This window comes from Serratia myotis, assembly GCF_027474885.1.
GTDB classification, from domain to species: domain Bacteria; phylum Pseudomonadota; class Gammaproteobacteria; order Enterobacterales; family Enterobacteriaceae; genus Serratia; species Serratia proteamaculans.
In genome coordinates, this window is sequence record NZ_CP099707.1 from 228,686 (window position 1) to 252,942 (window position 24,257).

A 24,257-nucleotide genomic window follows, 5' to 3' on the forward strand; every position below is an offset into this window, starting at 1 on the left:
CCGGGGAGAGGGGCTCAGTCAGCCCTCTCCCCACATTAACGGTTAACCCCTATGTCATCTTCCCGTCCCGGTTTCGGCTGTAGCTGGCTGCCCTACGTATTGGTGCTGCCGCAACTGTTGATCACCGCAATCTTCTTCCTGTGGCCCGCCGGCGAGGCACTGTGGTATTCGGTGCAGAGCCTAGATCCGTTTGGCCTGTCCAGCCAGTTTGTCGGGCTGGATAACTTTACCCAGCTGTTCCAGGACCCTTACTACCTCGATTCGTTTTACACCACGCTGATCTTCAGCTTCCTGGTGGCGGGGATTGGGTTGGTGGTGTCCCTGTTTTTCGCCGCGCTGGTGGACTACGTGCTGCGCGGCAGCCGAATTTACCAGACGCTGATGATCCTGCCTTATGCGGTGGCCCCTGCGGTAGCGGCGGTGCTGTGGATTTTCCTGTTTAACCCTGGTCTGGGGTTGATTACCCATTTCCTCAGCGGCTTGGGCTACAACTGGAACCACGCGCAGAACAGCGGGCAGGCGATGTTCCTGGTGGTGCTGGCTTCGGTATGGCAGCAAATCAGCTATAACTTCCTGTTTTTCCTGGCGGCATTACAGTCCATTCCGCGCTCGCTGGTGGAAGCGGCGGCCATCGACGGTGCCGGGCCAGTACGGCGTTTCTTCAATCTGGTGTTGCCGTTGATCACGCCGGTGAGCTTCTTCCTGCTGGTGGTGAATCTGGTGTACGCCTTCTTCGATACCTTCCCGGTGATCGATGCCGCGACCGGCGGCGGGCCGGTACAGTCCACGACCACGCTGATCTACAAGATCTACCGCGAAGGCTTTGCCGGTCTGGACTTGTCCAGCTCCGCAGCGCAGTCGGTGATCCTGATGCTGTTGGTGATTGGCCTGACGGTGATCCAGTTCCGTTTTGTCGAACGTAAGGTGCGCTACCAATGATTGAGAACCGACGCGGGCTGGATATCTTCAGCCACGTAATGCTGATTATCGGCGTGCTGGTGGTGCTGTTCCCGCTGTACGTGGCCTTTGTCGCCGCCACGCTGGACGACAAACAGGTGTTCCAGGTGCCGATGACCCTGATCCCGGGCGGCCACCTGTGGGAAAACATCAGCAATATCTGGCAGGGTGGCGTGGGCAACCTCAAGGTGCCGTTTTCGCTGCTGCTGCTCAACAGTGTGATCATGGCGCTGGCGATCACCTTTGGCAAAATCCTGGTGTCGGTGCTGTCGGCCTACGCCATCGTTTACTTCCGTTTCCCGCTGCGCAGCCTGTTTTTCTGGCTGATTTTCCTCACCCTGATGCTGCCGGTGGAAGTGCGTATCTTCCCGACGGTGGAGGTGATCTCCAACCTCAACCTGCTGGACAGTTACACCGGCTTGACGCTGCCGCTGATGGCTTCTGCCACCGCCACCTTCCTGCTGCGTCAGTTCTTTATGACCTTACCGGACGAACTGCTGGAAGCCGCGCGTATTGATGGCGCGGGGCCGATGCGCTTCTTCTGGGACATCGTGCTGCCGCTGTCGAAAACCAACCTGGCGGCGCTGTTTGTCATCACCTTTATCTACGGCTGGAACCAGTACCTGTGGCCGATCCTGCTCACCAGCGACGCCTCAATGGGCACCGCGGTGGCGGGGATCAAAAGCATGATCTCCACCTCCGGCGCGCCGACCCAGTGGAATCAGGTAATGGCAGCGATGATTCTGACTTTAATCCCACCGCTGGCGGTGGTTCTTCTGATGCAGCGCTGGTTTGTACGCGGTCTCGTCGACAGCGAAAAGTAACGAGAGAAATTTTCACATGGCAGGTTTAAAACTACAGGCAGTCACCAAATCTTACGACGGTAAAACGCCGGTGATTAAGCAGATCGATCTCGACGTGGCGGACGGTGAGTTTATCGTGATGGTCGGCCCGTCCGGCTGTGGCAAATCGACGCTGCTGCGCATGGTCGCCGGGCTGGAACGGACCACCAGTGGCGATATTTATATCGATGGCCAACGCGTGACTGATATGGAGCCGAAAGATCGCGGCATCGCGATGGTGTTCCAGAACTATGCGCTGTATCCGCACATGAGCGTGTATGACAACATGGCCTATGGCCTGAAAATTCGCGGCTTTGGTAAACAGCATATCCAACAGCGGGTTGAAGAAGCGGCGCGCATTTTAGAACTGGAACCGCTGTTGCAGCGTAAGCCGCGTGAGCTTTCCGGCGGGCAGCGCCAGCGGGTGGCAATGGGGCGCGCTATCGTGCGTGAACCGGCGGTGTTCCTGTTTGATGAACCCTTGTCGAACCTGGATGCCAAGCTGCGTGTGCAGATGCGTCTGGAATTACAGCAACTGCACCGTCGACTGAAAACCACCAGCCTGTACGTCACGCACGATCAGGTGGAGGCGATGACGCTGGCACAGCGGGTGATCGTGATGAACAAGGGCGTGGCGGAGCAGATTGGTACCCCAAGCGAGGTCTACCAGCGCCCGGCATCGCTGTTTGTCGCCAGCTTTATTGGCTCACCGGCGATGAATCTGTTGCCTGGCTCCCTGAGTGCCGACGGCAGCCAATTGTTGCTGGCGGACGGCATGACGCTGAATTTGCCGCAGGCGAAAGCGCAGTGGGGCGGCCGCCCGTTGACGCTCGGTATCCGTCCGGAGCATATTCAACTGACTACCGAGCAACAGGGCGGTGTACCGCTGGTGCTGCAAACATTGGAGCTGTTGGGCGCAGATAATCTGGCGCACGGGCAGTGGGGCGGTCACGGCGTGATTGCGCGGCTGTCGCATGAAACTATGCCGGCGGCGGGCAGCACGCTATATTTACAGCTGCCTGCACAGGCACTGCACTTTTTTGATACCGATAGCGGATTACGGATGGAACAATGACCACAGCCTGGCCTTACCCACACATTGTCGCCCACCGTGGCGGCGGTTCCCTGGCGCCGGAAAATACTCTGGCGGCGATCGACGTTGGCGCGCGTCACGGCCACAAAATGATTGAGTTCGACGCCAAACTGGCGCAGGACGGGCAAATTTTTCTGCTGCATGACGATACCCTGGATCGCACCAGCAACGGCTGGGGCGTGGCGGGTGAGTTGCCGTGGGACAAGCTGGTGCAACTGGATGCCGGCAACTGGTATAACTCCGCCTACAAGGGCGAACGTTTACCGCTGCTGGCCGAGGTGGCGGAACGCTGCCTGCAGCACGGCATGATGGCGAACATTGAAATCAAACCCACCACCGGCAGCGATGACGAAACCGGCCGGGTGGTGGCGTTGGCGGCGCGTCTGCTGTGGCAGGGACAAACCGATCCGCTGCTTTCATCATTCTCGGTTGAGGCACTTGAGGCGGCACAGCGCACGGTGCCGGAGCTGCCACGTGGCCTGCTGCTGGATCAGTGGGATGACAACTGGCCGGCGCTGACCGAACGTCTGGGCTGCGTATCGTTGCACATCAACCACAAAGAGCTGACGGAAGAGCGGGTGGCGGCGCTGAAAGCGGCGGGATTACGTATTCTGGTTTATACCGTTAACCAACCGGCGCGTGCGCGCCTGTTGTTGAACTGGGGCGTTGATTGTATTTGTACTGACCGGATAGATTTGATTGGCCCCGATTTTCCGAATGGTTAACCTGGGTTAAAAATTTGCCGCTGTCCGCTCTACCCTGCTGACAGCGGCTACGATCATCCTCATGGGCGCATCGGCGTAGCCGGCAACGGAGCCTGCGGCACCGAAGGCGTGGTGCGGTTGAACGGGTTACGTGGTTGGTTACCATTTGGCAGCAGTTGCCCGCCGTTCGGCGAATTTGGCTGCAGTTGCTGCTGATTGTTGTCGAACTGCCGCTGTTGTTGCAGGCGGCGCTGATCCAACTGCTGGTTATTCAGCATGCGCTGTTGCTGCGCTTGCTGATTGCGTTGGTTGAGAAACTGCTGTTGCGAGCTGAGCTCGGTGACGCCGTTGGCTGCGGTGGCCAACCCGGACAGCAGCAACAGGCCGTAGAGCAGGTGATAACGCTTCATGATCTTTACCTCCGTTTTCTATTAAGACTAACCCACCGGTGAAATTTTGCCGACAGTTTGTATTTTGCACAGATGTAAACTGCCTTTTCGTCACGACCTTTCCTGCCTTCCGTTACAATCGCCCTTTGTGAATTTTTAGGGTGAACCCATCGTGCTACTTCTGGTGATTACTACCATTCTGTGGGCGTTCTCTTTCAGCCTGATTGGCGAATATCTGGCGGGTCAGGTCGACAGCTGGTTCTCGGTGCTGATGCGTATCGGCCTGGCGGCATTGGTGTTCCTGCCGTTCCTGCGCTGGCGCAATATCAAACCGAAAGTGATCCTGATGTACATGCTGGTGGGGGCCTGTCAGCTCGGCATCATGTATCTGTTCAGCTTCCGTGCCTACATGTACCTGACGGTACCGGAATTCCTGCTGTTTACCGTGCTGACACCGCTGTACGTCACGCTGATTTATGATTTGATCAGCGGCCAGCGTCTGCGCTGGAGCTACGTATTCAGTGCGCTGCTGGCAGTGCTGGGGGCGGCGATCATCCGTTACCATCAGCTTAGCGAGCATTTCTGGTGGGGATTACTGCTGGTGCAGGCGGCAAACATCAGCTTTGCCATCGGCATGGTCGGTTACAAGCGCCTGATGGAAGTGCACCCGTTGCCGCAACACACCGCGTTCTCCTGGTTCTACCTGGGCGCGTTAGTGGTGGCGGTGGTGGCCTGGTGCCTGTGGGGCAATCCTCAGCAGTTGCCGACCACCAACCTGCAATGGGGCATTCTGGTATGGCTGGGCGTGGTGGCTTCCGGGCTGGGGTATTTCATGTGGAACTACGGTGCAACGCAGGTGGATGCCGGCACGCTTGGCATCATGAATAACATGCATGTGCCCGCCGGGCTGTTGGTGAATCTGGCCATCTGGCAGCAACAACCGCACTGGCCAAGTTTTATTATCGGTGGGGCGGTGATTGTCGCTTCGCTGTGGGTGCATCGTCGTTGGGTGGCACCCAAGATAATCAGTAAATAAACCGGGCCGCCCAAGCGCAGGCAGCCCTGATTATCAGGATTGTGAAGCCAGCGGTTTGACGCTGGCAACACCGGCGCTTGGGCGGTCGGCATCACGCACGAAGGGCAGATGATTGCAGGCGTGCTGGCGCGCCGAACGGATAAAGGCTTCGGTTACCGCCTGGCGCTGCTCACCATCACGTACCGCCGCATACAGACGACTCCACAGGCCATCCCCCAGGGTTTTGGTCACCACCAGCCCCTGGCGTTCAAAACTTTCCACCACCCAATGCGGTAATGCCGCAATCCCCATCCGCGCCGACACCATCTGGATCAGCAGCAGGGTATTATCGACGTTTTTCAGCGCCGGGCTGATGCCCGCCGGTTGCAGGAAATGACGCCAAATATCCAACCGCTGGCGCTGTACCGGATAAATCATCAGCGTTTCATCGATTAAATCTTCAGGCTCAATGTGCAGCTTGCTGGCCAACGGGTGGTCCGGCGCCAGCACCAACCGCACTTCAAAATCAAACATCGGTGAATAGTGCAGACCGCTGCGCGGCAGAATGTCGGAGGTCAGCACCACATCCAGCTCGCCCTGCTGCAATGCCGGCTGCGGGTCAAAGGTGACGCCGGACTTGAAGTCCATCACCACCTGCGGCCAACTCTGGCGGAAGTTATCCAGCGCCGGTGTCAGCCACTGAATACAACTGTGGCATTCAATGGCGATGCGCAACGTGGCTTGATGCGGCTCGTGGCAAGTCTGCAGTGCCTGCTGGATTTGTGGCAGCACCTGCTCCGCCAGCTGTAACAGGATCTCTCCCTGCGCGGTAAAGCGCAGCGGTTGGCTTTTGCGAACGAACAGCTTAAAGCCCAGACGCTGCTCCAGATCGCTGAACTGATGCGACAGAGCAGACTGCGTCTGATGGAGTTGGGCTGCCGCGGCCGCCAGCGAGCCGGTATTGCGCAGAGCCTGCAGCGTCCGTAAGTGTTTCAGTTCGATCATGAGAGTCCTTCACAGTGACAGTGAATAAATTGCGCTTGTGGTTAATACAGTACCTGCGGATTATGGATGTGTAAACATCTGGACGGCTAAATGGGGAATATGACGATGGCAATTTTAAATCACACACTCGGTTTTCCACGCGTTGGGCTACGACGTGAGCTGAAAAAAGCTCAGGAAAGCTACTGGGCAGGTAACTCAACGCAGGAAGAACTACTGGCGGTTGGCCGCGAGCTGCGCGCTCGTCATTGGCAACAGCAACAGCAGGCCGGAGTGGATTTAGTGCCAGTCGGCGATTTCGCCTGGTATGACCATGTGTTGACCACCAGCCTGTTGCTGGGCAACGTGCCGGCGCGTCATCAGAATGCGGACGGTTCGATCGATCTGGACACGTTGTTCCGTCTGGGCCGTGGTCGTGCACCGACCGGCGAACCGGCGGCAGCGGCGGAAATGACCAAATGGTTTAACACCAACTACCACTACATGGTGCCTGAATTCCATAAGGGCCAGCAGTTCAAACTGGGCTGGACCCAATTGCTGGACGAAGTTGACGAAGCGCTGGCGCTGGGTCACAAAATCAAGCCTGTACTGCTGGGGCCGGTCACTTATCTGTGGCTGGGCAAAGTGAAGGGTGAGTCGTTTGACCGCCTGTCGCTGCTGAACGATATCCTGCCGGTTTACCAGCAGGTACTGGCCGAACTGGCGAAACGTGGCGTTGAATGGGTGCAGATCGACGAGCCTGCGCTGGTGCTGGAATTGCCGCAGGAGTGGCTGAACGCCTTCAAACCGGCTTATAACGCACTGCAAGGCCAGGTAAAACTGCTGCTGACTACCTACTTCGACAGCGTTGGCCACAATCTTGACACCCTCCGTGAGCTGCCGGTGCAGGGGCTGCACGTCGACCTGGTTGGCGGCCACGACGATATCGAGGTATTGAATAAAGCGCTGCCGAAAGAGTGGCTGCTGTCACTGGGTGTGATCAACGGACGCAACGTCTGGCGCGCCGATCTGAGCAGCTGGTTTGAGCGTTTGCAGCCATTAGTGGGCAGCCGCCCGCTGTGGATCGGGACTTCCTGTTCACTGCTGCACAGCCCAATCGATCTGAGCGTGGAAACCCGCCTGGATGAAGAAGTGAAAAGCTGGTTCGCCTTCGCTCTGCAAAAATGTGCCGAAGTGGCGTTGCTGAGCGCAGCGTTGAATGCCCCGGGCGCAGCAAAACAGGCTGAACTGGACGTCTACAGCGCGCCAATCCGTGCCCGTCGTCAGTCCAGCCGCGTGCATAATGCGCAGGTTGGTCAACGCCTGGCGGCAATTACTGCCCAGGACAGCGAACGTCAGCGTCCTTACGTCGAGCGTGCTCAGGCACAGCGTGAGCGTTTTAACCTGCCGGCCTGGCCGACCACCACTATCGGTTCATTCCCACAGACCACCGAAATCCGTGGCCTGCGTCTGGACTTCAAACAGGGGCGTTTGGACGGCAATAACTACCGCACCAGCATTAGCGAGCACATCAAACAGGCGATCACAGAACAAGAGCGTTTGGGTCTGGACGTATTGGTGCACGGCGAAGCCGAGCGCAACGACATGGTGGAATACTTCGGCGAGAACCTCGACGGCTTTGTCTTCACCCAAAACGGCTGGGTACAGAGCTACGGTTCTCGCTGTGTAAAACCACCGGTGATCATCGGCGATATCAGCCGCCCGGAAGCCATCACCGTTGAGTGGGCGAAGTATGCTCAGTCACTGACCGACAAACCGGTAAAAGGCATGTTGACTGGCCCGGTGACCATTCTTTGCTGGTCGTTCCCGCGTGAAGACGTGACCCGTGAAGTGATTGCCAAACAGATCGCCCTGGCACTGCGTGATGAAGTGCAAGATCTGGAAAAAGCTGGCATCGGCATCATCCAGATTGACGAACCGGCACTGCGTGAAGGCCTGCCGCTGCGTCAATCCGATTGGGCTGCTTACCTGAACTGGGCGGTGGATGCGTTCAAACTGAATGCCGCCGTGGCGCAAGACGACACACAGATCCACACCCACATGTGTTACTGCGAGTTCAACGACATCATGGATTCGATTGCCGCGCTGGATGCCGACGTTATCACCATTGAAACTTCACGTTCCGATATGGATCTGTTAGAGGCCTTTAAAGAGTTTGAATATCCAAACGAAATTGGCCCGGGCGTGTATGACATCCACTCGCCAAACGTGCCAAGCGTAGAATGGATCGAAGCGTTGCTGCGTAAGGCTGCGCAAAACATCCCGGCAGAACGCCTGTGGGTCAACCCGGACTGCGGCCTGAAAACCCGTGGCTGGCCGGAAACCCGTCAGTCGCTGGCCAACATGGTGTTGGCTGCACAGCGTCTGCGCGAACAGCAGGCCTGATAATCCTATTTTGGTGAGCTGATTCTGGGCGCTTCGGCGCCCTTTTTTATGTCGAGTTTGTTGGCGTTTGCTGCTGATGTCATTTGTTGTTCTTCCCCCGCGTTTTCGTTGTCGCTTTTGGTTATGATCGGCTATCGCTTTACCCCCGATTTGAAGGATTGCTTCGATGAAACACCCGCTTGCAACCTTGCTGGCACCACTGCTTAATGATGTGCAGGGTATTCGGCAGGTGTATTTCGCCGGTAATCAGCAACCGGCACCCGAACTGGCTTATCAGGTGGATTTTCCGCGTCTTGAAATGGTGATCGAAGGTGAACAGGAGATGGCTTGGGAGGGCGGTCAGGGTATCCAGCAACAATTGCTGCTGCCGGGAGATGTGCTGTTTGTTCCGGCGCAAGGGTGGAACAGCCCGCGTTGGCAACGGCCCGTAACCACGCTCAGCCTGTTGTTTGGCAAACAGCAACTGGGGTACAGCCTGGTGGGCTGGGATGGGGAAAATACGCGGCCGTTGGGGAAAGATAACGTGGCGCGTCGTGGCCCTCGTGTGGGGTCATTTATGTTGCAGGCGCTCAACGAACTGGCCTGGCGTCAAAGCGATCAAGCTACCGCACGTTTTCTGACCAAGGGATTGTTGAGCCATGCGCTCGATCTGTTCGGCAGCTCAGTGAAAACCGCTTCCCGCAGCCAGGCTTTGTTCGACGCAGTGCGCTGCCATCTGGAAGAGCATTATCGCGAACCTCTAACCCGTGAGTCGGTAGCCCAGGCATTTTATATCTCGTCAAACTACCTCTCTCACCTGTTTCAAAAAACCGGTGGGGTTGGGTTTAACGAGTATTTAAATCACGTGCGGCTGGAGCAGGCGAAGCATTTGCTTAAACGCTATGACATGAAGGTAAAAGAGGTGGCGCATGCCTGCGGATTTGTCGACAGTAACTATTTCTGCCGCCTGTTTCGCAAAAATACCGAGCGCTCTCCCTCGGAATATCGTGGGCAATACCATAGCGAACTGAAAGCGCGGGACTAGGCGGATTAAACCACCCGGATATGCGTTTGCTGCGGTGATGCGGCGGCTTTACGTACCGCACTTAGCGCCTTTTCCGGGGTATGTAAAAAAGTGTTGATGCCGATCTGCACGCAGCGGTGGTGCTCAAAGCGTTCACTTTCCGCCAGCAGGATATCGCTGATTAACAGCACTACGTCGGCCTCAGACAGGTCATTTACCGTCAGCGCATTTTCAATCCCCAGCGCGCCCTGAGTTTCGACTTTCAGCGGCCACTTTTCCTGAGCACAGAGTTTTTCCAACCTTTCGGCAGCCATATAGGTATGGGCAACCCCGCTGACGCAAGCCGTCACGGCCACCAGTTTTATCGCCATAAGATACCCCTTCCTCTGTTATCGCCAGTCATCCACCCATCGTTACCCGGAACCCTGCCTGTTGCGCCATGGCCTGCAACGGCGCGATCTCCTGCTCTGACGGGGGAGCAACATTGCGCAGTGTATATTCACGCCCCAGCAGTTCATATTTGGCCTCGCCATATTGATGAAAAGGCAGCAGGTGGATCTCCGACAGCCCAAAAGGTGCCAGGAATGCCAGTACCTGAGCCATATTCTCCCGGTCCAGGGTGTAGCCGGGGATCAACGGCAGGCGAGGGAGCAGCTTAATGCCGCGCTGTGCCAGCATGGTAAAGTTTGCCAATACCCGCGGCTGATTTATGTTCAACAGGCGTTTTGCAGCATTGGTGTTCATGATTTTCAAGTCGAACAACACTTGATCGCAATGTTCCGCCAGGGCCAGCACGCTGGCTAACGGCGCATCCCCGGCAGTTTCTATCGCAGTATTGATGCCCAATGCCTGCAAGCGCTGTAACAGTTGGCCGGCAAACTCGGCCTGCATCAGTACCTCGCCGCCGGAAAGCGTGACGCCGCCGCCGGAACTGCGGTAGAACACCTCATCTTTTAAAATTTGCAGCAGCAGGGCATCCAGCGTCATGCTCTGACCGATAAGCTCCATCGCCCCGCTTGGGCACTCTTGTGCATCATTCAGGCAAGGTTGGCAGTGCAGGCATTTGGCTTTACGCCGCACCAGGTGGAACTTGCCCGACATCGATTCCGGATTGGCGCACCATGGGCAGGTATGGGGGCAACCTTTAAAAAACACCAGGGTACGTATGCCCTGTCCATCATTCAGCGAAAACCGCTGAATGTTGAAAATACGGCCCAGGGGGGCGGCGGTAGTGGCCCGGTCAAACCCGGGCGCAATAAGGTTACAGTTGATGCGCTGTACGGCGGATGATGTCATCCTGGATCTCCTTCGACAGCTCTACGAAGAATGCGCTATAGCCGGCGACCCGCACCACCAATCCGGCGAAATCCTGCGGCCGGGCTTGCGCTTCCCGCAGTGTTTCGGCATTCACCACATTGAACTGAACATGCTGCAATTTGAGCTTGGTGAAGGCCCCGAGGAAATCCGCCAGTTTGTTCAGCCCTTGCTGACCCTCCAGCGTAGCGGGTGTGAACTTCACGTTCAGCAACGTGCCGTTCGAAAGCAAATAGTTATCCAGTTTGCTTACCGATTTCAGCACTGCCGTCGGCCCTTGAGCATCCTGGCCGAGCATCGGTGAAAGCCCTCCGTCCGCCAGTTGTTCTCCGGCGTAGCGTCCGTCCGGCGTTGCCCCCACCACGGCACCCAAGGGGACATGGGCGGATACGGTATAGGAACCTGGTGTAAATTGGCCGCCGCGCGGGTTGCGATATTTCTCCACTTCTTTGCAGTAAAAACGCAGCAAATCGGCACTGATCAGGTCAACTTCGTCGATATCATTGCCATACTTATCGAAATGGTTAATCAGTCTGGCCCGAATTTTTTCCCCCTCTGTCGTGGCAAAGTTGGCTTTTAACGTCGCCAGCAGGTCGTCAAAACTCAGACGCTGCTGTTCAAATACCAATCCTTTCAGGGCAAATAGCGAGTCGCTCAGGTTAGCGATGCCGATACCTTGTACGCCGGAGAAGTTATAGCGTGCTCCGCCGTCGGTAATGTCTTTGCCGTTTTTCAGGCAGTCTTCGATAAACGAAGACTGCAGCGGAACCGGTGCCCAGTCGCGGTGGCCGATATCACAAATATTGCTGCCTTGCGCCATGAGCCGAACGTAGTGGCGGATCTTCTCACGGATCTGTTCCAATAACAGTGGATAGGTAAGGCTGCTATTGCCTTCATTGTCCAACAGCGTCAGTTCCATTACCTTCAGCAGGTTGAACATGGCGATATCGTGCAGGCCGTAGGTCCGTCCGGGGATCGACAGTTCAACACAGCCGACGACCGCATAGTCACGCGCATCTTCCAGCGACACCCCACGGTTAAGAAATGCCGGCACGACCACTTCATCGTTGAATATTTGCGGAATGCCGGTACCAAGACGAATAGTTTCGGCGGTTTTCAGCAGGAACGGTCGGTCGATAAATTCATTAACCCGTACGCCCAGGTTCGGCTGGGGCAAGCGGATAGTCTGATAGGCGTCCAGGCACAGGAACGACAGCAGGTTTACCGCGCTGCGGCCGGTTTCCGTCAGGCCGCCCAACAAAATGGTGTAACCGGTAGGGAAGCCGGCGAAATAACGGGCGCTGGAGGTGGATCGCAGCAGGACGATGTCGTTGCATTTCACCCACAGGCTTTCCAGTAACTCCCGCAGGAAGGCCGGATCTTCTCCCTGATTGAGGGAGGCCTGGTAAAACGGCAGCATGTACTGATCGAAGCGGCCCAGTGATAACGAGCTGGCGTTGGACTCGTACTGCAAAATAATATTCATGTACCAAAATAGCTGGCAAGCCTGATAGAAATCTTGTGGTTTGTGGTGTGCGATCTGGGCAGAAACCCTGGCAATACGCAGCAATTCGGCGCTGCGGGTTCCGTCGCTGCACTCGGCCGCCATACCTCTTGCCAGTGTGGCATAGCGCAGGATATGGCGTTGTGAGGCTTGTAACAACAGCAGCGCGGCGGCGTAGAACGGGTTGTCCGGTTGCTGCACTACATGCTGTTGCAGTTCGGCTAATAAGCTATCCAGTCCATGGTTCAGCAGGCGGGGATAATCGATAATGATATGCCCCTGGCCCTTGTCGGTCTGATTGATGCTGAAAATCTGGGTTTGCGTAGCCGTTTTCACCTCTTCCGGCATTTGGCTGTTGATGAAGTCTTTCATCGAGCGCGTTGCCCAGTAGGGATAAAGCTGTTCACGGTAAAGCTGTTTGTCGGCATCAGAAATGGCGAAGCGATCTTGTGGACGAGTTGGAAAGGCATCCAGCTCTTCCAGCAGCCAGTAGGGGTCCATTTCTGGCGATACGATCCCCGCACGTGGTTTCACCGTGCGGTTACCGGCGATTAACTCGTCTGCCCGCAGCGAAATCTCAACGTGATCCAGAATATACGCGGTGGCTTTGGCACGGCGGATGAGGGTCGGTTCCCCTTCAGTTTGCCGGTGACTGTTAGTGTAAAGCTGCGCACGTTCCAGCGATATTTCACGTGGGGCGGAGAACAACGCAGTTTTCAGGCGTTCGATTCGGGAGGTCATCACGTTTTCCTTCTGTGAGGGTCTGCGGGCGGTAGCGCCCGGCATGGGGCCGGGCATACGTTCAGGCCAGTTGCGCCAGATGGGCTGCAATTTTGTCCATGATGGCGTCGGCGCGTTTTACCGCGTCGCTGATGGCTACGCGCACCACGGTCTTCCCCTTGAAACGCTCTTCAAATTTGATGCCGATATCTTTGGTCAGGATCACCACATCGGCGGCTGCCACGTCTTCGGTGCTGAGTTCGTTCTCCAGGCCAATAGAGCCCTGGGTTTCCACCTTGCACTGCCAGCCTTTGGCTTTGGCTGAACGTTCGAGGGCTTCGGCAGCCATATAGGTGTGGGCAACACCGGAAGGACAAGCGGTAACTGCGATAATTGTCGTCATAATCAGCTCCTTTTTTATTCAGTTAATTTCGAAATCCAGATCCAGGCTGGTTTCCTGCGGTGTATTGGCGGCCTGTTTCCTGGCGGCAAAGCGCTTCAGCAGGTTAACCAGCAGGGCGGTGACCACCATGCCTACCAGCAAGGCCGCGACGAAGCCCAGCTTGCCTTCAACCACCGGCAGCACAATCAGGCCACCCCAGCCGGCATAGCACTGCGCTCCGGTCAATGCGGCGGTAACGGCGGCACAGGCGGAACCGATCATGATGGAAGGGATAACCCGTAGTGGGTCGGCGGCGGCAAAGGGGATAGCGCCTTCGGTCACGCCGACGCAGCCCATCAACAAGGCGGCTTTACCGGCTTCGCGTTCTTCTGCACTGTAGTATTTACGGCCAATCAGCGTGGCGAACCCCAGACCGAGCGGCGGGGTGGCGATGGCAACGGCCGCTATGGCAACCACCGAGTAAACGTCTTGTGCCACGCAAATCAGCATAAAGGCATAGGCCACCTTGTTGACCGGGCCGCCCATATCAAATGCCAGCATCAACCCCAGGATAATCGCCAGTACGATGATGCTGCCCTGCTGCATGCCTTGCAGCCAATGAGTCAGGCCATTAGTCAGCGCACCGACCGGTTCCCCCAACCCCCACATCATGATGCCTGCGGTGAGCAGGGTGCCAATAATCGGGATCACGAAGATCGGCATCACCGAGCGCAGGATCTTCGGCACTGGGATCTTTTTCAGGTAGAACACGATAATGCCGCCCAGCAAACCGGCGATGATGGCACCAAAGAAGCCGGCACCGAAAGAGGCACCCACCCAGGCACCAATGGCGGAAGGCGCTAATGCGGAACGATCGGAAATCGAGTAGCCAATATAGGCTGCCAGGAAGGGCACCATCAGCGTCAGCCCCGCCACCCCGATGTCGAACAGTCTTTTCAGATTAGGATCGGTGGCGGCATCGGGTACGGCACCTTTGCCGTATAACATCACCGAGACGGCAAGCAGAATGCCGCCTGCGACGACAAACGGGATCATATGGGAGACGCCGGTCATTAAATGCTGACGCGTATTTTTAAGTATGCCGATCAAATCTTTCATTGCTCACTCCCTGGCCGCAACCAGCGTGCTTCTGGGGACAAAACCATCGGGGTAATAACCCCTGATGGAGAAAGGTTGTTGGCTATCACAATAGGCATCTGCCCGAGCAACAAACAGTGGATAAAATTGCCATTTACTGGATTTTTGTAATGTCCGAGTAAAAGTGCGATCAACCTCAAAGTGTGGGTCCCGATAAAGCGGCCTTGATAGAAAGGCTTTGTGAGCGGCTTCTCATTTATGCCGTCATCATACATTTGTCCAGTGTTTGGCATTTTTGTCCGATAGCCGCCACCCGCGTTGGGCTTTTATCCTTGTGACAAATTGGTGTTGTTCACTGCTGCCAAGGCATGAGGAAAGAGTGATGGCTAAAATTGTGACGTTTACCTGCGTGCTGCCTAATGGCGTTCATGCTCGCCCAGCGAGTCATATCGAAAAACTCTGTAACGGTTTTCATTCCCGCTTTGAATGGTATAACCCGCGCCGCGGTATCAGCGGTGATGGCAAAAGCGTGCTGTCGCTGATCGGCGCTGACATCCTGTTGGGGGATGAATGTCGGGTAACGATTGAAGGGGAAGATGAGCAGGCGGCGTCCGAACGCCTGAGCCAGTTCATTGAACATGAATTCCCACACTGTGACGAAGCATTGCCACAGGTGGATGATTCTGCCGAGCAGGAGCCCATCCCGGCCTCTCTGGCCAATCTCAATCCCTGGCTGCTGCGAGCACGCCCGGTCAACCAGGGCACTGCCGGCGGTAAACTGGTGCACCTGGCGCGGGTCGATTTGAACTCGCTGGATTTACCAACGGCCAAAAGCGTTGAACAGGAACAAAATCAACTGGCGGACGGCCTGGCGCGTTTCGGTAAGGCGCTGGATCTGCAACTGATGGCAGGCAGCGGCACCACGACGGCGGTGCTGGAAGCGCACCGTTCGTTATTACGTGACGGCGCATTCCGCCAGCACCTGCTTGAAGCCGTGTTGTGTGGGGAAAGTTGTGCGGCAGCGATTGTGAGCGCCGCCGCTCACTTTAGTCGGCAGTTGGCGCAGTCTGCCAGTGCTTATCTGCGTGAACGTGAACTGGATATTCGTGATGTCAGTTTTCAGCTTTTGCAGCATATTTATGGCGAGCGCTGCTTCCCGGCGCAGCAGGCACTGAATGTCGACAGCATTTGCATCACCGATGAACTGACGCCGAGCCAGTTTCTCGAGTTGGATAAGCGCTATCTGAAAGGCTTGCTGCTGGGCAGTGGCGGCAGTACCTCGCATACGGTGATCCTGGCTCGTTCATTTAATATTCCGACATTGGTGGGGGTAGATGCCGCGGCATTGCAGCCCTACCTGAATCAATCGGTGCAGATCGATGGCGATCTCGGGCTGGTGGTCTGCGATCTCAGAGAATCGGTTCACCGCTATTATCAACAGGAGCAATGGCTGAGCGCGCAAATCCGCCAGCAGCAAAGTGCTTATCTTGATCAGCCGGGGCGCACGGCAGACGGTATCCGTATGGAAGTGGCGGCTAATATCGCCCATGCGGTGGAAGCGCAGGCCGCATTTGGCAATGGTGCCGAAGCGGTGGGCCTGTTCCGTACTGAAATGCTGTATATGGATCGCCTGACCGCACCTGCGGAAGATGAGCTGTATAACATTTATTGCCAGGCGATAGAGGCGGCCGGTGGCAAGGCGATTATCGTGCGCACCATGGATATTGGCGGTGACAAACCGGTGGATTACCTGAATATCCCAATGGAGAACAATCCATTTCTCGGCTACCGGGCGGTACGTATCTATCAGGAGTTTTTGCCCCTTTTCCATACCCAACTGCGCTCGATTCTGCGGGCTTCAGCACATGGCCCGTTGAAGATCATGATTCCAATGATCTCTTCGATGGAAGAGATCCTGTGGGTGAAAGACCAACTGGCGGAAGTGAAGCAATCACTGCGCGCTGCTCAAATCCCTTTTGATGAAAAAATCCCCCTCGGCATCATGCTGGAAGTCCCCTCGGTGCTGTTTATCATCGATCAGTGCTGCGAGGAGATTGATTTCTTCAGCATCGGCAGCAACGACCTGACGCAATACCTGCTGGCGGTGGATCGCGATAACGCCAAAGTCATCAAACACTACAACAGTCTGAACCCGGCCTTCTTACGCAGCCTGGACAGTGCGGTGCGCGAGGTGCATCGCCACGGCAAATGGATAGGGTTGTGCGGTGAACTGGGGGCCAAGGGCTCGGTGCTGCCGTTGCTGGTAGGCATGGGGTTGGACGAGATCAGCATGAGTGCGCCTGCGATTGCCGCCACTAAAAGCCGCTTGGCCAAATTGGACAGTCGTGAATGCCGTCTGCTGCTGAACCGGGCGATGGCTTGCCGTACTTCATTGGAAGTGGAACATCTGCTCGCGCAATTCCGTATGGAGCAAAGCGATGCACCGTTGATTACGCCAGATTGTATTGCGCTAGGGGCTGACTGGTGCAGTAAAGAAGAAGTGATCAAAGGTATGGCGGATAACTTGCTCCTGGCTGGGCGCTGTCGTTATCCCCGCAAGTTGGCTGCCGATTTGTGGGCCCGTGAGGCTGTCTTTTCCACCGGTCTGGGTTTTGGTTTTGCCATTCCACATACCAAATCCGAACACATTGAGCAGTCCACTATTAGCGTGGCCAAGCTTGCGCAGCCGGTCGTCTGGGGTGATGAAGAGGCGCAGTTCATCATCATGCTGACACTCAACAAGCATGCCGCGGGTGATCAACATATGCGCATTTTCTCCAAACTGGCACGACGCATTATGCATGAAGGCTTCCGCGATGCGCTGGTGAAAGCCGTGACGGCCCAACAGGTGGAAGCATTGCTGAAACAAGAACTGGAACTGTGATCCATTCAGGGCGCTGCGGCGCCCTTCATTTTAGCTTCGAGGGACAATTATGGAACTCTATCTGGATACTGCGGATATCAGTGCAGTAAAGCGTTTGGCGCGAGTGTTACCGCTGCAGGGGGTGACGACTAACCCGAGCATAGTGGCTGCGTCACATACCTCATTATGGGAAGTGTTGCCGGCATTGCGTGATGCATTGGGTGGGGAAGGCAAATTGTTCGCTCAGGTACTGGCCGCTACGGCAGATCAGATGGTGGCGGAAGCGGTAATGCTTAACCAGCGGGTTCCTGGCCTGGTGGTGAAGGTGCCGGTGACGGCTGAGGGGTTGGCGGCGATCAAGACGCTGCATGGCATGGGTATCCCGACGTTAGGTACGGCGGTGTATGGCGCGGCGCAAGGGTTGCTTTCTGCTCTGGCTGGGGCGGAGTATGTGGCACCTTATGTTAATCGACTGGATGCCCAGGGCGGCAACGGTATGGTTACCGTGCAAGAGCTGCAACAATTGCTGACGCTGCATGCGCCACAGGCCAAAGTATTGGCCGCCAGCTTCAAAACACCTCGTCAGGCGCTGGAATGCCTGCTGGCAGGTTGTGAAGCCATTACGCTACCGGTAGATGTGGCGGAGCAGTTTATTTGTACGCCGGCGGTACAGGCCGCCGTGGATAAATTTGAGTGCGACTGGCGCGCCGCGTTCGGGGGATTGACCTTAGGTTAATGGTAAAAGGGACGGGGCAATGTTTGCCCCTGACCCTTATTTAACGCCCGGCACGCCATGTTGGGCGAACCATGCCAGCATGCGTTGCCAACCGTCTGTTGACGCTTCCGCATCATAGCTTGGTCGATAATCAGCATAGAAGGCGTGGCCGGCTTCGGGATAGACCACGATCTCGGCTTCGGCATTGGCCGCGCGGATCGCCTGACGCATGCTGTCCACCGAATCCAGCGGGATACTGGTATCCTGCCCGCCATATAATCCCAGCACCGGCGCAGAAAGTTGCGTAGCGACATCGATCGGATGTTTTGGCGAATTCAGCGTTTTCTCACCCACCAGTTTGCCGTACCAGGCAACAGCGGCTTTCAGCTGTGGGTTATGCGCGGCATACAGCCAGGTAATGCGCCCGCCCCAGCAAAAACCGGTAATCGCCAACTTGCCGGCATCGCCGCCGTGGCGCATCGCCCAATGAGCGGCATGATCCAGATCCGCCAGCACCTGACGATCTGGCACCTTGAGCACCAGCTTTTGGAACAGCTCGCTGATGTCGGTGTAATCTTTGGCATCCCCCTGGCGGAAATACAGCTCCGGCGCGATCGCCAGATAACCCTGTTTCGCCAGGCGGCGACAGATATCCTGAATATGTTCGTGAACACCGAAAATCTCCTGTACCACCAGCACCACCGGGAAGGGGCCGCTGTGATCTGCAGGTTTGGCGATATAGGCTGGCAGATTGTCACCCTGTGAAGGAATGGTGGTTTCCCCGGCATGAATGCCTTGTTCATCGGTGAGAATGGTCGAAGCAGCCAAGGGTGTAACGGCCGGGGTGAATCCCCCCTGGGCCTGTTTTAATGTCATCACTTGATCGGTTTTCATTGCGGGGCTCCATGCAATCGAGAAAAGCGCTGAGATTAACTATAGGAAAGATTAGCGGTTATTGGCACCGGGTGGAGCATTTTCAGTCAAGTCTGTAAAAAACGAATAATTATCTGGCTTTAGCGCATTTTTGTTGTCTTTTTATCATGCTATTACGCCTGTTGACCCGCATTAGCACCATAAGGTGTGTTAGCTCCCTTTATTGTGGCTAAGTCACCGATAAAATAAGGTTATTTTCTGTCATCTGGTAAATAGTTTCATCAGGTAATCAGCCCTGAGCTCAGGAAACAGAGTGAAAAATGGCGATGCATTTTGTCGACTAGACTAGGGGCATCTGAGACGTTCATATCGACTGCTCACTTTGTTTTTGTGACTTAAATCACAAAAGTTATGTAGATTGCAGTCTGTTTCTTTATTCATAGTGATGATTGTCACGAAAATGAGTGACAATTTTCAGTAGAGTACTTTTTTGTTCCTCCCAATAAACATGATCTATGAGGAGTCTCGTATGTCCCAATCTGACGTTTTTCATCTCGGCCTCACTAAAAAAGATTTACAAGGGGCCCAGCTTGCCATCGTTCCAGGCGATCCACAGCGCGTAGAGAAAATTGCCAAGCTGATGGAAAATCCGGTGCATCTGGCTTCCCATCGTGAATTTACCTCCTGGCGCGCAGAACTGGACGGCAAAGCCGTGATCGTCTGCTCTACCGGTATCGGCGGCCCGTCTACCTCAATCGCGGTTGAAGAACTGGCGCAATTGGGTATCCGTACCTTCCTGCGTATCGGCACCACCGGTGCGATCCAGTCGAACATCAACGTTGGTGATGTCCTGGTCACTACCGCAGCGGTTCGCCTCGACGGTGCCAGCCTGCACTTCGCACCGATGGAGTTCCCGGCCGTGGCCGACTTTGCCTGTACTACGGCACTGGTCGAAGCCGCCAAGGCTGCCGGCGCCACCACGCACATTGGCGTGACCGCGTCTTCCGATACCTTCTATCCGGGCCAGGAGCGTTATGATACCTACTCCGGTCGCGTCGTCAGCCGCTTCAAAGGCTCGATGGAAGAATGGCAGTCGATGGGCGTGATGAACTATGAAATGGAATCTGCCACGCTGTTGACCATGTGCGCCAGCCAGGGCCTGCGTGCCGGTATGGTTGCCGGTGTGATTGTTAACCGCACCCAGCAGGAAATCCCGAACGCAGAAACCATGAAAAACACCGAAAGCAAAGCGGTGCAGATCGTGGTTGATGCGGCGCGTCGCCTGCTGTAATTACCCCGCAGTTCAACGGGTCGCCGACGCGGCCCGTTTCTCCATTCAACCGTAATCTGTTACGGTTAACCTCATCAGCGCCATCTTTATGGCCACCTCTATGACCCGTTGAGCCCGGCTTTGCTGCTGCTCTCTGGTTGCGTTTTTTCAGACAATCACCACGAGGACGTCTATGACCGCCCAGATCTTGCTTCATCCCTCATTGGCGCCGCTTGATGGCGGCATTAACTTTCGCGATCTCGGCGGCAACAGCGTCGCCGACGGCCGCCGTATCAAGCGTGGCCTGCTGTTCCGCTCCGGCTCGCTGGAACGTCTGACGGAAAACGACTGCACCTTCCTGGCCGGTGTGCCGGTACGCTCGGTGCTGGATTACCGGGACCCTGATGAAGTTCAGGCCAAGCCAGACATCCTGTGGCGCGGTGCCGATTACCATCATTTTCCGGCCAATCCTTTGAGCAATGAGGTGAATGCCAATCTGGAAAAACTGACCAGCGATACGCTGGCCGGTTTCGACGCACAGGCGTTTATGCTGGAGCTTTACCGTCGGCTGCCTTTCGGCAATGCGGCATACAAACAGTTGGCCCAATTGCTGAGCAACGTCGATAACGGTGCCATCGTCCAGCACTGCGCAGTGGGCAAGGATCGCACTGGCGTCGGATCGGCGCTGGTGTTGTTTGCGCTGGGGGCTGATGAAGCGACGGTGGTAGAAGATTACCTGCTGACCGAAACCACGCTGGCGACCTTCCGCGAGCAGATGCTGGATCAACTGTCGATTCGCCTCAACGCCTCCGCATTGGGGCAGTTTGCCTACGTGCTCAGTGCTCGCGAAGAGTTCCTGATGACCGCACTGAGCTGCATCCGTGACCAATATGGTTCTACCGATCGCTGGCTGGAGGCTGAGTACGGCCTGGGCCAACACCAGCGTGAAGCGTTGCAGGCATTCTACCTCGAGTAAACCGCGCAGGTGTTTAGCCGGGGTTTAACCGACCCCGGCCGACATTGCGTATTCTTGGGGCCATAAATCCCGCATCAGGAGCCTATATTGAGCCTCAATGACATTATCCACTGGGTCAGCGAAACCGTGCGTCAGCACGAAGGCTGGGCTATCCCGATTATCTTCTTCCTGGCGTTCGGTGAATCACTGGCATTTCTGTCGCTGTTGTTACCGGCCACGGTGATCTTGCTGGCGCTGGGAGCGTTGATTGGTGAAAGCGGCATTGCATTTTGGCCGATCTGGGCCGCCGCTGCCGCAGGGGCATTCTTCGGCGACTGGCTTTCTTACTGGATTGGCTACCACTATCAAGATCGTGTGGCGCACATGTGGCCGTTATCGCGTAATCCGCAATTGTTGACGCGTGGCCATGCGTTCTTTGAACGTTGGGGCGTACTGGGTATTTTCATCGGCCGCTTCTTCGGTCCGTTGCGTGCTGTGGTACCGCTGGTCGGTGGCATTTGCGGCATGCCCCAGCGTTATTTTCAGGTGGCGAATATCACTTCGGCGATGATCTGGGCGTTCGGCATTCTCGCGCCGGGGGCGTTTGGCATCAAGTGGTTAAGCCAGTGGTTTGGCTAGTTTGGGTCTGACTTGCGTAGCGTTTCGCAATTTTGCGCCGTTGGGGCAAAAACAGACTGGACATCCATACAGCATCCCCTTAACGTGACGGGCAACAGGCGCATAAAACGCCGGAACGGTCAGGTGTAACAGGAGGCAGGGTGGATACCAGTTTGGTTTACGGTATGGGCGGGGTGGCAATCGGCCTGCTGCTGGGGTGGCTAATCGCCAGCCTGCGGGTGCAGCAGACACATGCACAGCATGAAACCGAGCTACGGCTGTTGGAACAATCACTGCAACAGACGCAGCAGGAAATTGCGGCCCGACAAGAAACGCTACAGCGTAATGAACAGCAAATGCGGCAGAGTGATTTGGAACTGCGCAATTTGCACAGCCAGTTGGCGGCCGGACATGAAAAACTGCAACAGCTCGATCACTGGCGTAACGAATGTGAGTTGCTGAATCAGGAACTGCGGGCCCAGCGTGAGGTTAACAGCGCGCAAGAGGCCGAGCTGCGGGAGGTGACTATTCGCCTGGAAGAAACCCGCATGGCGGCAGAAGAGAAGCAGCGTCTGCTGATCAACAGCGAACAGCGTCTCACTACCCAGTTTGAAAATTTGGCCAACCGCATTTTTGAACACAGCGGGCGGAAGGTTGACGAGCAGAATAAGCAAAGTCTGGATCGCCTGTTGTTGCCGCTGCGCGAGCAACTGGACGGTTTCCGCCGTCAGGTGCAGGACAGTTTTGGTCAGGAAGCACGCGAACGCCATACGCTGACCCACGAAATACGTAATCTGCAGCAGCTCAATGCACAAATGGCGCGCGAAGCGATTAACCTCACCAAGGCCCTGAAAGGGGACAATAAAACTCAGGGTAACTGGGGTGAGGTGGTGTTAAGCCGGGTGCTGGAGGCCTCAGGCCTGCGCGAAGGGCATGAATACGAAACCCAGGTCAATGTGCGGCTGGACCATCAGAGCCGTATGCAACCCGACGTTATTGTTCGTCTGCCGCAGGGCAAGGACGTGGTCATCGATGCGAAAATGTCGCTGGTGGCCTACGAACGGTACTTCAACAGCGAAGATGAAGCCGAGCGCGAGGCGGCGCTGAGTGAGCATATTGGCTCGCTGCGCGGCCATATCCGCCTGCTGGGGCGCAAGGATTACCAGCAGTTGCCAGGCCTGCGTTCGCTGGATTACGTATTGATGTTCATTCCGGTTGAGCCGGCTTTCCTGTTGGCCATCGACCGTGAGCCGGAGCTGATCAGCGAGGCACTCAAACACAATATCATGCTGGTCAGCCCGACCACCTTGCTGGTGGCGCTGCGCACCATTACCAACCTGTGGCGCTATGAGCATCAGAGTCAGAATGCTCAGCGCATTGCCGACAGAGCGGCGCGGTTGTATGACAAAATGCGGCTGTTTGTTGACGATATGTCGGCACTGGGGCAGAGCCTGGATAAGGCCCAGGGGAGTTATCGCCAGGCGATGAACAAACTGAGTGAAGGCCGTGGTAATCTTATCGGCCAGACCGAGGGGTTCCGTGCGTTGGGGGTTGAGGTGAAAAGGCCGATCAACCCGCTGCTGGCTCAACAGGCCAGTGCGCAGCATGATGAAGAATTCGAGGCGGCGGGCGACGATGAAGTTGGCGCGCTGCCGGAGGCGGAAGACGACGACTCCGCAGAGGAACCCCGCTCCGCATCGCAGGCATGACAGCCGCTGCGAGGTGGGGTATTCCGTGGGGTTCTGGTACACTCATCCACACTAAATTGACTGAATAGCAGGCAGGACAATGGCAGATCAACCGCAGGAAACCACTGACTTTGGTTTTCGCACCGTAGCTCGAGACGAGAAGCAGGCCATGGTGGCAGACGTTTTTCATTCGGTAGCTGCAAAGTATGACGTGATGAACGACCTGATGTCGTTTGGTATCCACCGTGTCTGGAAGCGTTTTACCATTGACTGCAGCGGCGTGCGCCGTGGGCAGCGGGTGTTGGATCTGGCCGGGGGTACCGGTGACCTGGCCGCCAAGTTCTCCCGCATGGTCGGTGAGCAGGGGCAGGTGGTACTGGCGGACATTAATGATTCGATGCTGAAGATGGGGCGCGAGAAGCTGCGCGATCGCGGTATTATCGGCAACATCAGTTACGTGCAGGCCAACGCCGAAGCGCTGCCGTTCCCGGATAACTATTTTGACTGCATCACCATTTCATTCGGCCTGCGCAACGTCACCGACAAAGACAAAGCGCTGCGTTCCATGTTCCGCGTGCTGAAGCCGGGCGGTCGTTTGCTGGTGTTGGAGTTCTCCAAGCCGCTGCTGGCACCGCTGAGAAAAGCCTATGACGCTTATTCTTTCCATGTGCTGCCGAAAATCGGCGAGCTGGTGGTGAAGGATCCGGAAAGCTACCGTTATCTGGCCGAGTCGATCCGCATGCATCCCGATCAGGAAACCCTGAAGGGCATGATGGGGGCTGCCGGTTTTGACAACGTGACCTATTTTAACCTGACCGGCGGTATTGTGGCCCTGCATCGCGGCTTCAAGTTCTGATATGGATATGC

The 24,257-nt window shown here is 56.3% G+C and carries 22 protein-coding genes; 14 read left to right on the top strand and 8 right to left on the bottom strand.

Features of this window, described 5'->3' with window-relative positions; all coding sequences use genetic code 11:
• Positions 1-51: 51 nt before the first annotated feature.
• From ugpA to ugpQ, 4 genes are read left to right on the top strand one after another with little or no spacing between them, the layout of a single operon-like run.
• Positions 52-939: a sn-glycerol-3-phosphate ABC transporter permease UgpA gene (gene ugpA / locus NHG65_RS01020; protein WP_099065493.1), complete on the top strand. Its 888-nt coding sequence runs from the start codon at positions 52-54 to the stop codon at positions 937-939.
• The gene (ugpE, locus tag NHG65_RS01025) at positions 936-1,781 is read left to right on the top strand and encodes a sn-glycerol-3-phosphate ABC transporter permease UgpE (RefSeq protein WP_499182850.1); all 846 of its coding nucleotides are present in this window, start codon (positions 936-938) and stop codon (positions 1,779-1,781) included. The genes ugpA and ugpE overlap by 4 nt, the downstream gene beginning before the upstream one ends.
• Positions 1,782-1,797: 16 nt before the next feature.
• The gene (locus NHG65_RS01030; protein WP_499182851.1) at positions 1,798-2,874 is read left to right on the top strand and encodes a sn-glycerol-3-phosphate import ATP-binding protein UgpC; all 1,077 of its coding nucleotides are present in this window, start codon (positions 1,798-1,800) and stop codon (positions 2,872-2,874) included.
• On the top strand, positions 2,871-3,617 hold the full coding sequence (gene ugpQ / locus NHG65_RS01035) for a glycerophosphodiester phosphodiesterase (RefSeq protein WP_112349332.1): 747 nt from the start codon (positions 2,871-2,873) through the stop codon (positions 3,615-3,617). Before NHG65_RS01030 ends, ugpQ begins: the two co-directional genes overlap by 4 nt.
• Positions 3,618-3,676: 59 nt before the next feature.
• On the opposite strand, the gene NHG65_RS01040 is transcribed toward ugpQ, so the two are convergent.
• Entirely contained in the window at positions 3,677-4,006 is a 330-nt protein-coding gene (locus tag NHG65_RS01040) for a hypothetical protein (protein ID WP_129936298.1), read from the bottom strand.
• Positions 4,007-4,157: 151 nt separating this feature from the next.
• Between NHG65_RS01040 and NHG65_RS01045 the strand changes: the two genes are divergently transcribed.
• Complete coding sequence (locus NHG65_RS01045; RefSeq protein ID WP_085116521.1) at positions 4,158-5,021, top strand: carboxylate/amino acid/amine transporter; 864 nt, start codon at positions 4,158-4,160, stop codon at positions 5,019-5,021.
• Positions 5,022-5,054: 33 nt separating this feature from the next.
• Here the strand turns inward: NHG65_RS01045 and metR are convergent, their stop codons facing one another.
• Positions 5,055-6,005, bottom strand: a complete 951-nt coding sequence (gene metR, locus NHG65_RS01050; protein ID WP_207978535.1) for an HTH-type transcriptional regulator MetR — start codon at positions 6,003-6,005, stop codon at positions 5,055-5,057.
• A gap of 105 nt (positions 6,006-6,110) precedes the next feature.
• On the opposite strand from metR, the gene metE reads away from it, so the two are divergent.
• Both metE and NHG65_RS01060 read left to right on the top strand, forming a co-directional pair.
• Positions 6,111-8,387, top strand: a complete 2,277-nt coding sequence (gene metE / locus NHG65_RS01055) for a 5-methyltetrahydropteroyltriglutamate--homocysteine S-methyltransferase (RefSeq protein ID WP_261428181.1) — start codon at positions 6,111-6,113, stop codon at positions 8,385-8,387.
• 166 nt (positions 8,388-8,553) lie between these two features.
• On the top strand, positions 8,554-9,411 hold the full coding sequence (locus NHG65_RS01060) for an AraC family transcriptional regulator (RefSeq protein WP_219015122.1): 858 nt from the start codon (positions 8,554-8,556) through the stop codon (positions 9,409-9,411).
• Positions 9,412-9,416: 5 nt separating this feature from the next.
• Here NHG65_RS01060 and NHG65_RS01065 read toward each other — a convergent pair whose 3' ends face one another.
• The 5 genes from NHG65_RS01065 to NHG65_RS01085 form a co-directional block, all read right to left on the bottom strand.
• On the bottom strand, positions 9,417-9,761 hold the full coding sequence (locus tag NHG65_RS01065) for a PTS fructose-like transporter subunit IIB (RefSeq protein WP_413478221.1): 345 nt from the start codon (positions 9,759-9,761) through the stop codon (positions 9,417-9,419).
• A 28-nt stretch (positions 9,762-9,789) separates the two neighbouring features.
• Entirely contained in the window at positions 9,790-10,686 is an 897-nt protein-coding gene (locus NHG65_RS01070; RefSeq protein WP_219015123.1) for a [formate-C-acetyltransferase]-activating enzyme, read from the bottom strand.
• Complete coding sequence (locus tag NHG65_RS01075; protein WP_499182852.1) at positions 10,652-12,949, bottom strand: formate C-acetyltransferase; 2,298 nt, start codon at positions 12,947-12,949, stop codon at positions 10,652-10,654. The genes NHG65_RS01070 and NHG65_RS01075 overlap by 35 nt, the downstream gene beginning before the upstream one ends.
• A 61-nt stretch (positions 12,950-13,010) precedes the next feature.
• The gene (locus tag NHG65_RS01080; RefSeq protein WP_085116528.1) at positions 13,011-13,331 is read right to left on the bottom strand and encodes a PTS fructose-like transporter subunit IIB; all 321 of its coding nucleotides are present in this window, start codon (positions 13,329-13,331) and stop codon (positions 13,011-13,013) included.
• Positions 13,332-13,349: 18 nt separating this feature from the next.
• Positions 13,350-14,429: a PTS fructose transporter subunit EIIC gene (locus NHG65_RS01085; protein ID WP_499182853.1), complete on the bottom strand. Its 1,080-nt coding sequence runs from the start codon at positions 14,427-14,429 to the stop codon at positions 13,350-13,352.
• 361 nt (positions 14,430-14,790) lie between these two features.
• On the opposite strand from NHG65_RS01085, the gene ptsP reads away from it, so the two are divergent.
• The gene (gene ptsP, locus NHG65_RS01090; RefSeq protein ID WP_219015126.1) at positions 14,791-17,292 is read left to right on the top strand and encodes a phosphoenolpyruvate--protein phosphotransferase; all 2,502 of its coding nucleotides are present in this window, start codon (positions 14,791-14,793) and stop codon (positions 17,290-17,292) included.
• 49 nt (positions 17,293-17,341) lie between these two features.
• Complete coding sequence (gene fsa / locus NHG65_RS01095; protein WP_099065481.1) at positions 17,342-18,007, top strand: fructose-6-phosphate aldolase; 666 nt, start codon at positions 17,342-17,344, stop codon at positions 18,005-18,007.
• A gap of 36 nt (positions 18,008-18,043) precedes the next feature.
• Here fsa and NHG65_RS01100 read toward each other — a convergent pair whose 3' ends face one another.
• Positions 18,044-18,880 carry a dienelactone hydrolase family protein gene (locus NHG65_RS01100; protein ID WP_099065480.1) on the bottom strand — a complete coding sequence of 279 codons (837 nt, stop codon included), beginning with the start codon at positions 18,878-18,880 and terminating at the stop codon, positions 18,044-18,046.
• 508 nt (positions 18,881-19,388) lie between these two features.
• Here NHG65_RS01100 and udp point away from each other — a divergent pair.
• The 5 genes from udp (at position 19,389) to ubiE (ending at position 24,246) form a co-directional block, all read left to right on the top strand.
• Positions 19,389-20,150, top strand: a complete 762-nt coding sequence (gene udp / locus NHG65_RS01105) for a uridine phosphorylase (RefSeq protein WP_085116533.1) — start codon at positions 19,389-19,391, stop codon at positions 20,148-20,150.
• A gap of 172 nt (positions 20,151-20,322) precedes the next feature.
• Entirely contained in the window at positions 20,323-21,105 is a 783-nt protein-coding gene (locus NHG65_RS01110; protein WP_099065479.1) for a tyrosine-protein phosphatase, read from the top strand.
• A gap of 87 nt (positions 21,106-21,192) precedes the next feature.
• A complete protein-coding gene (locus tag NHG65_RS01115; RefSeq protein WP_085116535.1) occupies positions 21,193-21,723 on the top strand; it encodes a DedA family protein in 531 nt (176 codons plus the stop codon).
• Positions 21,724-21,863: 140 nt separating this feature from the next.
• Complete coding sequence (gene rmuC, locus NHG65_RS01120) at positions 21,864-23,411, top strand: DNA recombination protein RmuC (RefSeq protein WP_207978520.1); 1,548 nt, start codon at positions 21,864-21,866, stop codon at positions 23,409-23,411.
• A 79-nt stretch (positions 23,412-23,490) separates the two neighbouring features.
• Entirely contained in the window at positions 23,491-24,246 is a 756-nt protein-coding gene (ubiE, locus tag NHG65_RS01125) for a bifunctional demethylmenaquinone methyltransferase/2-methoxy-6-polyprenyl-1,4-benzoquinol methylase UbiE (RefSeq protein WP_085116537.1), read from the top strand.
• The last annotated feature ends 11 nt before the right edge of the window (positions 24,247-24,257 follow it).